Annotated in this window: 13 protein-coding genes and 1 pseudogene; 4 read left to right on the top strand and 10 right to left on the bottom strand. The window is 34.5% G+C overall.

All coding sequences use genetic code 11. The features are described 5' to 3' along the window. Nucleotides 1–147 precede the first annotated feature (147 nt). Nucleotides 148–1,227, top strand: a complete 1,080-nt coding sequence (locus AA0X71_RS03900; RefSeq protein WP_413359432.1) for a nitric oxide synthase oxygenase — start codon at nucleotides 148–150, stop codon at nucleotides 1,225–1,227. An 870-nt stretch (nucleotides 1,228–2,097) separates the two neighbouring features. Here AA0X71_RS03900 and AA0X71_RS03895 read toward each other — a convergent pair. Both AA0X71_RS03895 and AA0X71_RS03890 read right to left on the bottom strand, forming a co-directional pair. After that, a complete protein-coding gene (locus tag AA0X71_RS03895; protein WP_413359430.1) occupies nucleotides 2,098–3,462 on the bottom strand; it encodes a 4Fe-4S binding protein in 1,365 nt (454 codons plus the stop codon). Then, nucleotides 3,462–3,860, bottom strand: a complete 399-nt coding sequence (locus AA0X71_RS03890) for a hypothetical protein (protein WP_413359428.1) — start codon at nucleotides 3,858–3,860, stop codon at nucleotides 3,462–3,464. Before AA0X71_RS03890 ends, AA0X71_RS03895 begins: the two co-directional genes overlap by 1 nt. Before the next feature lie 575 nt (nucleotides 3,861–4,435). On the opposite strand from AA0X71_RS03890, the gene AA0X71_RS03885 reads away from it, so the two are divergent. Continuing rightward, on the top strand, nucleotides 4,436–5,803 hold the full coding sequence (locus AA0X71_RS03885; protein ID WP_413359425.1) for an ATP-binding protein: 1,368 nt from the start codon (nucleotides 4,436–4,438) through the stop codon (nucleotides 5,801–5,803). A 3-nt stretch (nucleotides 5,804–5,806) separates the two neighbouring features. After that, a complete protein-coding gene (locus AA0X71_RS03880) occupies nucleotides 5,807–6,475 on the top strand; it encodes a response regulator transcription factor (RefSeq protein WP_413359422.1) in 669 nt (222 codons plus the stop codon). A gap of 271 nt (nucleotides 6,476–6,746) precedes the next feature. On the opposite strand, the gene AA0X71_RS03875 is transcribed toward AA0X71_RS03880, so the two are convergent. The 7 genes from AA0X71_RS03875 to AA0X71_RS03845 form a co-directional block, all read right to left on the bottom strand. Further along, the gene (locus tag AA0X71_RS03875; RefSeq protein ID WP_413359419.1) at nucleotides 6,747–7,277 is read right to left on the bottom strand and encodes a CueP family metal-binding protein; all 531 of its coding nucleotides are present in this window, start codon (nucleotides 7,275–7,277) and stop codon (nucleotides 6,747–6,749) included. Nucleotides 7,278–7,500: 223 nt separating this feature from the next. Beyond that, the gene (locus AA0X71_RS03870) at nucleotides 7,501–8,118 is read right to left on the bottom strand and encodes a class I SAM-dependent methyltransferase (RefSeq protein ID WP_413359417.1); all 618 of its coding nucleotides are present in this window, start codon (nucleotides 8,116–8,118) and stop codon (nucleotides 7,501–7,503) included. Between the two features lie 469 nt (nucleotides 8,119–8,587). Next, nucleotides 8,588–11,002, bottom strand: a complete 2,415-nt coding sequence (locus AA0X71_RS03865) for a heavy metal translocating P-type ATPase (protein ID WP_413359415.1) — start codon at nucleotides 11,000–11,002, stop codon at nucleotides 8,588–8,590. Nucleotides 11,003–11,072: 70 nt separating this feature from the next. Further along, nucleotides 11,073–11,279, bottom strand: coding sequence for a copper chaperone CopZ (gene copZ / locus AA0X71_RS03860; protein ID WP_413359413.1), 207 nt, complete (start codon nucleotides 11,277–11,279; stop codon nucleotides 11,073–11,075). 241 nt (nucleotides 11,280–11,520) lie between these two features. After that, nucleotides 11,521–11,709: a DUF2933 domain-containing protein gene (locus AA0X71_RS03855; protein WP_413359410.1), complete on the bottom strand. Its 189-nt coding sequence runs from the start codon at nucleotides 11,707–11,709 to the stop codon at nucleotides 11,521–11,523. Nucleotides 11,710–12,061: 352 nt separating this feature from the next. Beyond that, a complete protein-coding gene (locus AA0X71_RS03850; protein ID WP_413359408.1) occupies nucleotides 12,062–13,282 on the bottom strand; it encodes a cell wall-binding repeat-containing protein in 1,221 nt (406 codons plus the stop codon). A gap of 72 nt (nucleotides 13,283–13,354) precedes the next feature. Continuing rightward, nucleotides 13,355–13,663 (bottom strand): DUF6220 domain-containing protein, encoded by a 309-nt coding sequence (locus AA0X71_RS03845; protein ID WP_413359406.1) that lies wholly within the window; start codon nucleotides 13,661–13,663, stop codon nucleotides 13,355–13,357. Between the two features lie 280 nt (nucleotides 13,664–13,943). Between AA0X71_RS03845 and AA0X71_RS03840 the strand changes: the two genes are divergently transcribed. Beyond that, on the top strand, nucleotides 13,944–15,194 hold the full coding sequence (locus tag AA0X71_RS03840) for a hypothetical protein (protein WP_413359403.1): 1,251 nt from the start codon (nucleotides 13,944–13,946) through the stop codon (nucleotides 15,192–15,194). A gap of 108 nt (nucleotides 15,195–15,302) precedes the next feature. On the opposite strand, the pseudogene tnpC reads toward AA0X71_RS03840, so the two are convergent. Continuing rightward, nucleotides 15,303–15,971 (bottom strand): annotated as a pseudogene (gene tnpC, locus AA0X71_RS03835) (IS66 family transposase); the annotation flags it as partial. Nucleotides 15,972–15,986 lie beyond the last annotated feature (15 nt).

The following is a 15,986-nucleotide window of genomic DNA, read 5'->3' as shown; positions in this document are numbered from 1 at the left end:
TACACATTCTCATTTATATACCCGTATTCTTTTTTCGTTTCTTCGTTTATTTGATAAATTGAATATATCCAATGTCGTTAAGGGGTTATTTGTATTCAAATCCATTATGATAAAATTAGAACATAATGGATCATAGGAGGATTTATTTTGACTAACGAATTACGTAAAGAAGCCAATGAATTTATACATTCTTGCTATAGAGAATTAAATAAAACGGAGCAGGAACTAGAAAATAGATTGAATGATATTAATAAACAGATACAAAGCGACGGTTTTTATGAACACACAACCGAGGAACTTGAATATGGGGCAAAAGTAGCTTGGCGTAATAGTAATCGTTGTATCGGAAGATTATTTTGGGATTCTTTACATGTTTTCGACAAGAGGAACCTAAACTCAGAAGAAGAAATAATGGAAGCCCTATTTGCGCACATCGATTATGCAACCAATCATGGACGTATTCGCCCTACCATAACTATTTTTTCACAACAAAAACCGGATGCAACTGTCCGTATATGGAATCATCAATTGATCCGCTATGCAGGTTATAAAACAGAGCAAGGTATTATAGGGGATCCGCACTCTGTATCGTTTACAGAAACGTGTATAAATCTTGGATGGGAACCGAAGTTTGGAAGATTTGATGTCTTACCTTTAGTCATTCAATTGAATGGGAATCCGCCAAAATTAGTTGAGATCCCAGAAAAACACCTTCTTGAAGTTCCCATTCGTCATCCACATTATCAATGGTTTGAAGATTTAAACTTAAAATGGTATGCGGTACCGATGATTTCGGATATGATTCTAGAAATTGGAGGCATTACGTATACGGCCGCTCCTTTTAATGGCTGGTACATGGGAACAGAAATTGGAGCACGAAACTTAGCAGACGAAGCGAGGTATAATATGCTTCCGCAAATAGGGAACTTAATGGAATTGGATACTAAAAGTAATATAACGTTATGGAAGGATCGGGCACTTTTAGAATTAAATGCAGCGGTCTTACATTCATTTAAGGAAAATGGGGTTAGTATCGTTGACCATCATACAGCTGCCCACCAATTTAAAAAATTTGAAGAAAAAGAAATGGAGAGCGGTCGAGCGATTTCAGGAGATTGGACTTGGCTCATTCCACCGTTAGCACCAGCTACAACACATATTTTTCATAAACCTTACAATAACGAAATTAGAAAGCCGAACTATTTTCACCAATCGAAACCCTATTAATTTTTTTGGAGAAGGAGTTTCAAATTTAATTTTATAAATTAGAGTCAATACTGGCGTTATCCCCCACAATAGACCGAAGAAATACGAATGTATATTTTTAATTTAGTAAGGTATTTAAATTTGAGAGTGTATGAGAATTTAGAAGAATACACGACGGAACTAAAGCGGTTTTAGACATTACGAAGTATTCGTTTCGTAAAAGGAACAGCTACAATATATTACGTATTCAAACAAATGCTGGATGGCTGAGTTAAAGGAAAAAGTGGTAGAACAAAATGCTGCTCTACCACTTTTTTTATTGAATAATGTTCCATTTCCCTTGAAAATCTAATAAAAAATCCTCCAAAAAACGAATGTTTCTTTGATGGGTTCAATCAATGTCTTTTAATGATTTTACTCGAAATGACAGTCCATATTCTTCAGCATGTCTTTCACAAGAAGGACAACGCCAATTGCCCTCTTCATCAATACAATATCTATTTGGATTTTTTACAGAGAGTTTTGTAATTCTTCAGCTGTTTTCCACTCTTCCCAACCAATCCAATCCTTTTCAATTACAAAGAAATCCTCAGTATACTGTGTCCGTTCGTCTTCTTTTTAGAATATTCTGGATTATCATATTTTATAGGGAATGACGGTGGCTGATCATTGTATTCTATAACATTAGGAGCATGTTCTTTTTCATAAATTGCAGCTAATTCAAGCTTATGATTTTCAAATTGTATGGTTACTCCCATTTTCTTGCTCGGATAAAAACTTGGTACGTTCTTTCCCTTTCCTCTTGCTTGGATATTCTCCATTTTCTGATAGTTGACGACAGGCTCTTTTCTTAAATATAGAAAAGAGCCCTATATTATATAGTGTATTCCATTAAACTCGATGACTCATTGGTAAGGAAAATAAATAAATATTGGCAATTGCCAGCGCAAACATTAATACGTAATAAGGCAACATTGATTTAAATGTAGCTTTTTTACCCATTCTATAAGTTACATAGGTAGTGCCCACTAAGCCTATTAAAATGATAATATACTGAATCATTTGTACCGTTGGAGTCGAAGCTAAACTTAAACTTGTTGGATTGGATTCGATTCCAAATAATCCTATACTGTTAAACCAAATTGCTTTTCCTTCGGTAAATATATGGAAAAGATTATGTCCAAGATGACCGGCAAGATCTAAAGGAATAATCGCATATCCAAAACGAGTAAAGTTCTTTTTCACAGTTCCTTCCATACCTAAAAATGAAGCAATTTTTGCAGTTCCCAGCAGTAATAAGATCGGAATTGCCATTGCAATAATAAAGGCTACCGTGAAGTTAACGTTGTAATTCATTGTTCCGGTAACCTTACCAATAGCATTTAATATATCCTGCCATGGTTCGAGCATGGTAATATTTTGAACAAAAACAATCCCCATAATGACAGCAGCTAAGGATGCGTGCTCTAACTTTGGATTCTTTAAGCCCCAAAGTTCTTTTGTGGGTGTTCTAGTTTCAATCCTAATAGAATTATTCGGACAGTTCTTCACACAGTTTCCACAAATATTACATTCAGCACTGGATTCCATTGTTCTTGGGAACTGAAACATTGGACACCCTTCTACTTTCTCTGTCCCCCTATAGCAAGATTGGACTTTACAAGTCTTACAAATTTCAGGTGTTGCCTGAACTTTAACAGCTCCAGAACGTGAATAGTTTCCTGCAAGCCCACCAAGAAAACAAAGTGTCTTACAAAATGTTCTTCTCTCATAGAAGACAGAAGTTGCTACAACCATTGTTACTAGTAATAAAAGAAGATAACCAGAGCCTCTTGGCGACTCAACAATTCCCCAAACATGATCACTGTAAGTAATCGCAATAAAAAACAAATCAATTAGCCAAATACCGTATTTTCTTAAAAATTTTGGCATCGGTCGATTAGACCCAATTGTTTTTCGTATAATATCACTCAATTTTCCAAATGGACATATAGCACACCAGAAACGACCAGCGACTAAAAACAAAATTGGGATAATTGGCCACCAGAGTACCCATGTCATGGTTGTTCCAAAATTTTTACTAGGGTTAACCGTCCCCATTACCAATTCAAAAACAATGATTGAAAAGACCACAATGACCATCCATTGAAATATCCCTGGATACCATTTACTCTTTACAAACTTTTTAACCAACGGGATGGATAAAAGATCAAAAGGTTCTTTTTCTTGTTTTATTTTTTTTTCTGGAACAGCCATTATTTATTCTCCTTCCTTCTAAACCATTTATTCCATACCCCGATTAAAATGAACGATAGATTTACAGCACCATAAGTACCTAAAACTTTATAGTTTGGAGGAGTTTCAACTACTGGTCCATGATGTCCTTCACTTTCTTCTTCATGTCCTCCTTCTGTACCCTCCGAAGAATGATCCCCAGAATCTAAATGGGCTTCGTGACCTTCGGCTCCTTCGGTATCATCATGTACCTCTCCTTCTTCTGAATTTATAGTTGTATTTGTCTTTTCTTCATTAACTTCCACTTCCTGTTGTGCATCATCACTACTATCATGAGAGTGCCCCTCATCTGCTAGAACAGTAATGTTAAAAGCAAAGATAAATCCTAACGAAAAAATAAATAAAAATAACTTTTTCAACTTTCCACCTCAATTACATCAAATTAAAATGCGCAATAAACCTTTTTAATATAAATGGTATTTTTGCATTTTTTTTGCATTTTTATAAACCCAACTAAGAAATTTCCATCAAACTCTCTGGTTGTTCATTAATTTGTAATATCTTTGGTCTCCAAACTATGCATTCACAACTCGAAACCCCAATAATTGGAATGGATAATGTGACTTTATTTGAGCGATCACTTTGTTTTATATGAATTTAGTTTCATATTTTTCTCCACGAAGGATTAAAGATAATTTTTTATTCAATTTAAGTTTTACATAATTTAATTTTCTAGATTTTAATAGATGTAATTCCGATAGTCACACTAAGTGGTGTGTAATACTATCACTGTATCCCGTTGTCTAAATCATTAAGCTCAATATTATGAAGCCTGCGACTAATGATTTATTTCATTATTTGGTGTAAAATACAACTTCTTCCATGAGTATTACACCAAATTTTGACTTATTTATTATTGGTATCTAAACCTGCATAATTCCTTCACACTTTTAAGGTAAAGTAATTTTATATAAACAGAATCAAGGTGAAAACATTGAAAAAACTTTCTATAAAGCTTGGAATTCTTTTTTTCTTAATCATTTTTGGATTAATGACGTTCATGTTTTTCTTTTTACATATGGGGATTACCGAAACAAGAGTTAGTGAGGAACTACAAGCGTTACATGCAAGAGGGAATTCACATAGAGCCATTTTGGAAAAACATTTTGATAAAGAAACAATAAATCACGTTGTTCTCATGGAGGTGGAATCTACAACTGATGTTGTAATTACTAACCAAGATGGAACGATATTGGGTTCTTCTTCTTTCTCTGAAACTTTACAAGAGTATATAAATATACCTGCCGGAAGTATCCCTAAAGAGGGACAAATAATAGAAGGTAATTGGGAAGAAGTACCCTATATTTCAACGATCAGTCCAGTATTTATAAATGATCAGATAATTGGCTATGTATACATGTTTGAAAATACAGAATCCGTCCATAAGTTGATGAATAGTTTAAACGAACATTTTCTCCTAGCTGGTTGGATTTCCGTCTTTCTGACTCTTATCATTATCATTTTTCTTACAAAAGGAATTACAAAGCCTCTAATAATTATGAAGGAAGTAACCAATGAAATAAGTAAAGGCAATTTTAATGTCTCCTTACCTAAAACATCAGATGATGAATTAGGTGAATTAGCAAAATCAATAGATAGACTAGCAACCGAGTTAAACTATTTAAAACAGCAGCGAAGTGAATTTCTAGCAAGTATCTCCCATGAATTACGTACACCATTAACCTATATTAAGGGATACACAGATATTGTAAATAAAAGAGAGCTATCTGATGAGGATAAAAGAAAGTACCTTAACATTATTTCGGATGAAACAAAACGTTTATCCATACTAATTAAAGAGTTATTCGAATTAGCAAAAATTGATCAAAATTCTTTTGTCATTAACAAAGAAAATATAGAATTAACTCAGTTTCTAAAGAAAATGAAGCAAAAACTATCTCCTGCATTTCTTGAGAAACATATCAATTTTGAACTTGAGTGTGAATCAAATCTGTTTTTAATGGCGGATCCTTTGAAGCTTGAACAAATCCTTTTAAATTTATTGGATAATGCAAAAAAGTATTCTTCTGAAGGTTCCAAAGTTCTATTAAAATCTTGGAAATATAAAAATTCTATTCACATCACTATTGAAGATAATGGAAGAGGAATTCCCGAAAAAGATATCCCTTTCATTTTCAATCGTTTTTACCGAGTTGATAAAGCAAGAACAAGGTCTACTGGAGGAACTGGTCTAGGCTTAGCTATTGCACAAGAGCTTGTCCATGCACATGATGGTACTATCATCGTTACTAGCAAAGAGAATATTGGCTCAAATTTTGAACTAATCTTCAAAGGAGAATAAATGATGAGAACAATTTTACTAATTGATGATGAGCCTGTAATGCTTGATTTGTTATCTTTATATTTATCCCCAAGATATAACTGTATAAAAAATGAAAGTCCATTAGATGCAATAAAATATTTAAGTTCTAAATCTGTGGATTTAATTTTGTTGGATATAATGATGCCCGAAATGGATGGGTGGGAAGCATGTCAGGAAATTCGTAAGCACTGGGATACACCTATTATCATGCTAACGGCTATGAGTGATAAATCTGACATTGTAAAAGGATTAAAATATGGAGCAGACGATTATATTTCAAAACCTTTTGATGAAGAAGAATTGATTGCTAGAATCGAGGCTGTGTTAAAAAGGCAAACTGTTAACAGCACCAAAATATTTTTTAATGGTTTAGTTTTAGACAATGATTCACATCAACTTCAATATGCTGAAAAGAATATTGCATTAACACCTAAAGAATTTGCTTTGATGAATCTTTTTCTCTGCAATCAAAACAAGGTTTTTACAAGAGCGCACTTAATTACAACCATTTGGGGCTATGAGGTCTCTACTGACGATCGTACAATAGACTCTCATGTTAGAAATTTACGTGATAAGCTTCGAAAATCAGGATTCCCTGCAGAAGAATATTTACAAACTGTTTGGGGTGTTGGCTACAAATGGATTAATTAGGAGTAACCATAAATGTTTGGACAGATACTCAACCTTTTCTTGATTGGAATCGTTGTTTATTTTTCTGTTAAATTAACAGTAAAAAATCCAAAAAGCTAATATTTATGTCACATTGTGAAGTAATTGCTCTTCACTAACACCACTTTCATATGACCTTACCTTTATTATTTTATATCAGAAGCACTCGAAGTATTAATTTGCAAAAAAAGAGAGTAAATTCGATTGATGAATTTACTCTTCTTTATTTCACAAAATAAATATAAGCCTTAATTTATACCGACTCTTTTAACTGCATGGTTGTAATACAAGTGCCACTGTTTTCAGTAGTTGAATACTCTGACTCAACTATTTTTCCTTCATATTTAATTGTTATGCGATACGTTTTATCCCGAGGTAGCCATAAATCAATAAATCCGTTACTTTGGGATTTCATGGTTTGGTCAAACACTACGTTATTTTCCATATCTTCTATATATACGTCAAACTCTTCCCCCACCAATTCACCTTGACAACCTGTCAAGTTATGATTCGTTCAATGATGAGTTTCATTGACATACGGTGCGATAGAAACAAAAAATTCGTCTTTAGGTAAGTCATAGGCTAACGCACTATTATCACTCTCGGTCACAATAAGTTGTTGAGATGTTATAGAAGCGGACTTGTCATTTGTCATATCTGAACTATATTCATTCACTAATTCCTTAATATCTTGAGTCTCACTTTCTTGTGTACTTTCTGCTCCGCAAGCAGATAATATTACTAATGTAGATAATAATGTAGCCACTAGTACCTTACTTTTCATCAGAAGATTTCCTCCTTCCTCTTCGTTATAAAGCCCATTATATGAAATAAAAAGTTACGTCTTCCATTGAGCCAAAAAAAGCAATATAGTAAAAATATTGTTATTAGTTATCTCCAATCAATAATTACCACTCTTCTCAAAACTCAATGAAAAGCATATTACAAAAAGTTGCAGATTTTATGCATTTATGGGTGTTTGAAATATGAAATAACTGTGAACCACTCTAATTCTTTTTGGGACTTAAAGTTAGTTCTCTAAAAACCGAACTCATTAGTGATATGTTCTTATAAATTTTAATATTTGCTTTCTCTATATTTTTCAAAGTTTCCCTATTTATATTCGCCCCCCAAAGCCTTACAGTTAATGGATTTAAAACATCCATAACCACTCCTATTAGTCGATTATCACTTCTCATATGTTCTAACATATAGATTTTCCCAGATGGTTTACAAACTCTTCTTAATTCCTCAAGTCCTTTTATTGGATCAGGTACTGAGCAAAATACACAGGTAGAAACGATAGAATCAAAACTATCATCTGCAAAGGGCAAATATTGTATATCAGCTTCAATTAATTCAATTGGAAATTGGAAATCCCCACTTAATTTCTTTTTTTGTGCTATTTCGAGCATTTTCCTACTAAAATCAACACCAGTTAATGAAGAAATATTCTTTGGATAGTGTCTTAAATTAACCCCTGTCCCAATTCCAACTTCAAGCACTTTACCAGATACATGTGAAAGTAAATCTACTCTCCATTTATCCTTTATCATTTTATCCATCATTTCGTATATACCAGAAATGCGATTATATCGTTTTTTTATTTCTTCACTAGTATTCATTTCTAATTTCCTTCCTCCTTACGTCAGTTGAGACTGGTATACTTCCTGAATTTTTTCATTCGAAATCTATAATTTCGATATTTCAAGCTTTTTAGTAGTCTAATTTTAAGGCTCTTTTCGCAAACATTATTGTTTTTGAAAAGCAATAAGAATCAAAATACCTGATTAGGGAGCGAACAAGCAATATTCCTGTAAAAACAAAAATAATATTTCTAATCGAATCTGTTATTAAATAGGCAACAACTGGTGAATATATGATTTAAAGTGCTTTTGTTTTCTAAAAGTGAATTATAGATAAATAAATTTATTGAGTATTCCCATCAAAGGTTAATTATCATGTTGCTCCATATTCGAATGAACAGGATTTTCAGCAGGACCTGTTACAACCGTAATACCATAGTAAAAACCAATCACTACAAGAAGATAAATCGTTCCAGAAAGAATTCATTTTTTCATTTTGCATCTCTCCTTATAATTTTACTTTTTGAAGTCGCAATGCATTTAATACAACAGATACGGAACTAAATGCCATTGCAGCCCCTGCTAGCCAAGGAGCTAAGAAGCCAATGGCAGCAATTGGAATACCGGTCGTGTTATAGGCTAGAGCCCAGAAGAGATTTTGCTTGATATTTCTCATCGTTTTGTGACTCATTAGGATTGCATCAGGAATACTGTTTAGATCCCCCCGGATCAATGTAATATCAGCAGCTTCCATTGCAACGTCAGTACCTGTTCCAATCGCCATTCCAATATCAGCAGTAGCAAGTGCAGGAGCATCATTAATTCCATCTCCTACCATAGCGACAATCTTCCCTTCTGCCTGAAGTTTCTTAACTTCTTCGGCTTTCCCTTCTGGTAATACTTCTGCTATCACATGATCTACTCCCGCTTGTTTTGCGATTGCATGAGCCGTTTGTTGATTATCACCAGTAATCATAATGACTTCTAATCCCATGCCCTTCATGCGACTAATAGCCTCTGAAGATGTTTCTTTTATTGTATCTGCAACAGCAACTAGACCTGCGTAAGAGCCATCAAAAGATGCTAACATAGCTGTTTTTCCTTGCTTTTCTAGTTCTTCCATTTTTCCTAATACATTCTCGACATTCACATTGTACTGTTTCATAAGACGTCTTGTTCCAACTAGCACTATTTTCTCGTCCACAATGGCTTTAATTCCATAGCCAGGAATGTTTTCAAAGTCTGTAACATCTCTTAAATCAATCGATTTATTCTTTATTCCTTCTACAATCGCCTGAGCCAACGGGTGTTCTGATTGCTTTTCGGCAGAGCCAACAAATGATAGAAATTCAGACTCGCTTAGTTCTGTAATTACATCAGTTAGAACAGGTGCACCATTTGTAATCGTGCCCGTTTTATCTAATATGACCGTGTTCACTCTGTGAGTTTTTTCAAGGTGTTCTCCTCCTTTAAAAAGGATTCCATACTCAGCAGCACGACCAGATCCAGCCATAATCGATGTTGGTGTTGCTAGCCCCAATGCACATGGACAAGCAATTACAAGAACCGCAATCAAGTTTTCTAAAGCTCCAGCGAAGTTTCCTGGATCGACCCATAAATACCAAATGATAAATGTAAGAACCGCAATCCCTACAACGATTGGCACGAAAATTCCAGATATAGAATCTGCCATACGCTGAATTGGCGCTTTTGAACCTTGCGCTTCTTCAACTACCTTGATGATTTGAGCCAATGCTGTTTCTTTTCCAACTTTAGTGGCCTTTACTTTAATAAATCCGTTTTTGTTAAGTGTTGCTCCTATGACATTGTCCCCAACGGTTTTATCAATTGGAACACTTTCTCCTGTTAGCATTGACTCATCAATGGCAGAACTACCTTCAACAACTTGCCCATCAACAGGTATTTTTTCACCAGGTTTAATTAAGAGAATATCTCCAACCACCACTTCTTCCAGTTGAACAATCTCTTCTTTATTATCACGAAGGACTGTAGCTGTTTTGGCTTGCAATCCCATCAATTTTTTGATTGCTTCTGATGATTTTCCTTTTGCTATAGCCTCAAACAGTTTACCCAAAATAATTAATGTAATTAAAACGGCACTCGTTTCAAAGTAGAGTCCCTCTGAGTGGGCACTACTTCCAATTGTTTTAAATGCCAAGTAAATACTATAAAAATAGGCGGCAGAAGTACCTAGAGCTACAAGTACATCCATATTAGCACTTTTGTTCTTAAGCGCTTTGTATGCACCAACATAAAACTGTTTTCCTATTATAAATTGCACAGGGGTTGCAAGGGCCATCTGAACCCATGGATTCATCAGTGCTTCTGGAACATATAAGGATGATGTAAAACTAAAATGCCCAAACATTGCCCAAAGTAATGGAAATGATAATATTGCAGAAAAAATGAACTTTCCCTGTTGGTTTTCAATTTCCCTCTGACGATGGTCAACTGCTTCATTTTCATTTTCCTCACTTTTCACCATGGCACCATAACCTAAATCTTCTATTTTTCTGATCATTTCTTGAAGCGAAATTACAGAAGGATTATAATCCACTGATGCTTTTTCAAGAGCTAAGTTCACATTAGCTTGAACTATACCGTTAAGCTTATTAAGGCCTTTTTCTATTCTTGTTGCACATGCTGCACAGGTCATACCTGTTATAACCAATTCTTTTTTTTCAGTGACAACATCATAACCTAAATCCCTTATTTTTTTCTGTATATCAATAGGACCCATAATCCCAGCATCAAATTTCACCATTGCCTTTTCAAGTGCAAGGTTTACATTCGCTTCTTGAACACCTTCCATCTTAGACAAGCCTTTTTCAATCCTAGTTGCACATGCTGCACAAGTCATACCCGACACTTGAAACTGATTTTCTACAATTTTCCCATTCACGCTTATCACCTCATACCTATATAGGGTATATAAAATTATAAAAGAAGACGTGCTATTATAAGCACGTTTATTATTCTACATCATAACCTTGATCATCAATGGTATCTTTAATAGTATCTAGCGTAACTTTGTTAGAATCAAATTCTATATCTACTGTTCCGTTTTCTAATTGAACCTTCACAGCAGAAACACCATCTAGTTTTCCAACACTTCCTTCTACTGATTTTACACAGTGGCCACAAGACATTCCTTTTACATTTAAAGTTATTCTATTCATGTATATCGACTCCTTTTATTTCTTAATTAATTTTTCAATGATTATAAGAACCTCTTCAAAAACATTCATGTCTCCTTCGCGAACTCTACCACTACACACTCTTTAAAATGGGATTCAAGGATGATTTTTGCAACACTATTTAAAGGGTAATTATTATACACTAAGAATTTATTGCCATTACAACACATACACTACATATTTAAGAAAAGTGAACTATAAGCACTAAAATAGCTCGTTGAGTTTAGCTTTTCTTAATCATTGATGATAGATTGTTTATTTCTTCTTGAAGTCGCTCATTTTCTTTCTCAAGTAAGGACATTTTAGAATCTATTTCCTTTGAAGTGTTATGACGCTTATGTCCTCCATGACTATGTCCCTTCATCATAAAAATCATCATTAACGGGCATATAAGTAATAATAACCATTCCATTTAAATCACTCCTATCTTTTTTCTAATCATACAAAGAAAATATGAAGTTTTTATCGAGATTTAAAAATGAATGATTATTTTTTTCTGCCTTTCATGTAAAATGGGTGTACTTCATTTATGTATAGACTGCTATTTCCAAATTTGGTCTTAATCAGCTTTTATAAGACTAGGAACAACATTCACCTCAAAGTAAATTCAATTATAGCTTATTATTAATAATTTTTATCTATGAGAACTAATACAATGATATCCCTAACTTACTCATTACCTTCATCGTTTCCTTGTTGCAATAAAGAGCCTAATGTATAAACACCAGACTCTTTATTAAGGTTAATATTTAATTTAGAGAAAATTAGTGCCCATGTCCTCCGCCATCTGATGAAGTTATTTCCAGCATTTGATCGATCATACCTTGAGTTTGTATAGTGATTGATGTTCCAGAACCAACTATAAAACCATGGTTGTACGGACCAACTGTTGGATCATCTGTAAATTTTGGTTGAAGTTCTCCTAAAAACTCATGTGTTGTATCCGATACTTCTCCATTCTCAAGCCAAATTAACGGTGCATGTTTTCCAAGATGAGCAAACGGAGCACCCGCCACTGCAAAGCCAGCATCCTCTGTGGAAATAAATCCAAAACCATGTCCAGGTTCATTTATACCCCACCCAAAACCTGTTTTCTCATCTTTGAATTTAGCAAATTCGACAGATACTTCTACTGGAGTCTCTCCACCAATTCGTGTTACCATACCATAATCCTTTAAACTTTCCTCAATATCAGCCGATATAACGGATTCCGGTCCAAGCATATAGATATTTGCCGCTTTATTTCTAAGCTCTAATGCTTTTATTGTAGCGTCAGGAATTTCATCTTTCGTTACATAAAGAATCGGTTCAGGCATATGAGCAATCCAATTGGATGCAATTAAGGAATATAATTTAGCCTCTTCTTCCGAGGAGACAATGATAAGTCCTTGTGGGATCTCTCCTGCAGCATCTGCGTAAGCCTTATCAACATCTACTGCAAACGCTACCGGATCCTCGCCCTCAATCTGTAGAATTTGATAATCCTTTAATTCATCTAACACTTTCTGATCGGCGTTTCCCATGACCATTACTTCTATACCATCCATCGTACTGGTTGGACTTAGTCGTTCTAATTCTTGAAGAGTAAACTCCGGTATTCCCTCATCTTCATAGAATAAAACTGGCCCGTTGTTAGGATGGTGAATCAAGTCAGCCGAGGCCAAAGCTATTTGCCAATTATCAACCGGGGCCAGTATTACAGCACCTGGCTTATTAGCGTTCTCGGTCGCTGGCCAAATTGTTTGTGATACCTGTACTGAAGCTTCTATTAAACTATCAGCATCAAGTCTTGTTACATTTTTAGTACTTTTGATATTAGAGGCGTTTTCAGAATCCCCACTAGTTTCACCTTTTTGCACAGAACTAACATCTACTTTCTTATCAATTTCCTTATCCGTTGCACCTAGCTCTTGTTCCCCTGATGAGCATGCTGCTAAAGCAATTGTTACAAAAGCAAGCAATAATACTGTTAAAAATTTCTGCATTTTTTTATCTCCTTCCAACGAATTATACAAGGAAAAGAATATAATAAAGAGTTGCAGAATTTGTGCAGTGATTCACATCACAGTGGCATTTACTTCAACATTTAACATTTTAGACACATTTCTCTCTACAAAAAAGAGTGTGATAATTCTATCACATACCTTTAAAGCTGCACTCCCAAATATGTACATAAATGCTGGGATATATTCAATCACTTTTACAAATGCTAAGTGTTTGCCCCAAATGTCATCATTCACAAAAACAGCCATTGAGGCTAAAGAAACTTGAATAACAATACAAATGAGGAGAATCCATGCTAAAACACAAAATATTATTTGTGAATGTTTATTTACCTTTTCCTTAGTAGTTTCACTAATTTTCATTAACTAATCCCCTTTAAATAATAATAATGTTTGCGCTTCCATTATTAACTTAATGATTTATAATCCCTCTTGATAGCTGGAAATAGATTATCAAAAATTTATAGAGAAATTGTGCTGAATGATAAACTATTTATATAGTGCAATGCAAAAGTAAGTGCATAGTTTTATATTTTTTATCGGTTTAACATCCATTGTTAAAAGGTTCTGCACAAAAACTTCATACTTTTGAATTACTATGTTTATCATATCAAGCTTATTTTGTTAAATAAGGAGAGTACATATGAACAACGACTACTTCGATCAATTGTTACGCGACTACCGTTCGGACGTCGAATCTGTTTATCAAACATGGTTTATTAACAACGATGAACGATTAAAGGCCTTTAGAACAATCCGTAATGGGATAAAAAAAGTAATAGAGGACATTGAGAATGATAAATTTGGTACTGATTTTAAGGGTTCTTCTTTGGAAGTTGTTGTAACAGCTATCGCGGAACAAAAACAAATCTTTGAAGGTGCTGCCCATGCATTTTACTGGAAACCAAAACTTCGAATACCTGATATTTACGAAAATGAGGATAATAAAAAATCATTTGCGGAATTCCTTAAAAATTGTCTACAAAGTACAAAAGATCAACAATTGATCCATGAAGTGAAAAAGCTAAATGAGAAAAAAATAAAGGGACTTGGACCTGCTGTCGCAAACATCCTGTATTTTCTTCATCCAACTATATTTCCCCCATTTAACACTTCAATTGTTAACGGTTTCAATACTCTTTTTAACGAAAAAGTTAAACTAGGTTCTTGGGATGAGTATCTTCGTATGCGGGAAATGATACTGGATGTCAACGAGAAATTTAACACTTTCCTCTCAAAAGATCTTGGTGCAGTCTGTGGTCTCCTTTTTGAGATAGGGACTGCAAAATTTATCATAAATGAAAATCACGACCTTGCTCTTAAACAGATGGAAAAACGAGAAAAAACAAATCGCAAAAGACACGCTGAAGTAATAAATGATAGTATTGAAAATAATGAACATACGGAAATGCAATATCACTTATCTAAATTAGGGACAGCTCTTGGATACCATGTATGGATTGCTAGAAATGACCATAAACGAGAGTGGAATAATCGGAAGCTTGGGGAATATTCTCTTGATCAATTAAACTTAAATGAAGTGCCTATTCAGGTAAAAGACACGATTTCCTTAATTGATGTGTTATGGCTAGATAACCAAGACAAAATCATTTGTGCTTTTGAAGTTGAAAAGAGCACATCTATTTACTCTGGAATTCTAAGACTATACGATTTAGCTCTCACTATGAATAACAAGGATTGTAAGTACTACCTAATCGCTCCAAATAAAAGAGAAAAAGAAATTAAAGTACAGCTTCTTAGACCCTCTTTTCAGCATGACCAAATGTGCAGTATTTCATATATTCTTTTTTCAGACCTTCGTTGTGACTGTGATGCTATGTGTAAATTTGGTACTAATGCAAGCGTATTAGATAAAATTGCCATGAGTATCTAGAAGAAAGGTGTGATTATTATCAACGAATTATTTACATAATTTATTTCTATTCAAATGTAAGCGTCAAATAGCGCCCACGTATTTTTACGTGGGCGCTTGTAGTATGCTTTATTTAGATTTATTCGGGATGCGACAGTCTGTAGGAATTGTCTGCGCCCATGGTAGGAGTTGATCAATTGCTTCTACATCATTTATATCTATTAATGGTAATTGTTCGAATAGATACGTTAGGTAGTTTAGTGGATTTAATTGATTCTCCTTAGCGGTTTCGACAATGCTGTAGATGATGGCGCTAGATGTTGCACCTTTCATTGATTGGGCAAATAACCATGCCTTGCGGCCCATTACGAAAGGTTTTATTGAACGCTCTCCTCGATTATTATCCAATTCAAGTCGTCCATCTTCAAGGAATACAACGAGTTTGGACCATTGATTGATTGTATAGGTAATCGCTTCTCCCAATTTACTTTTTGGGGGAACTTGCGGGCGCTTTGTTTTAAGCCATGTCAAAAAAGCGTCTAACACGGGTTTACTGTGCTCAAGACGGTATTCTTTACGCTGTTCAGGGGTACAATTTTCAAATTTTTCATTGACCTGTTTTTCAATTCTAAATAATTGATTACAGAATTGAAGACCCTCTGCAGCGGTTGTTTCTTTTTTATCGATATTGGCTGGTAATGATTTGAGAGCCTCATCGAATTTTCTCCGCGAATGCGCCCAACAGCCGACCAACCGAACGTCCTTTATGTCATTATATCCCGCATATCCATCGACATTATTTTGATATCAGAA

Source organism: Robertmurraya phoenicis (genome assembly GCF_047302285.1).
Classification (GTDB): Bacteria; Bacillota; Bacilli; order Bacillales; family Cytobacillaceae; genus Robertmurraya.
The sequence above is the reverse complement of the archived record's forward strand: the minus strand, read 5'-3'. Positions and strand labels throughout refer to the sequence as shown.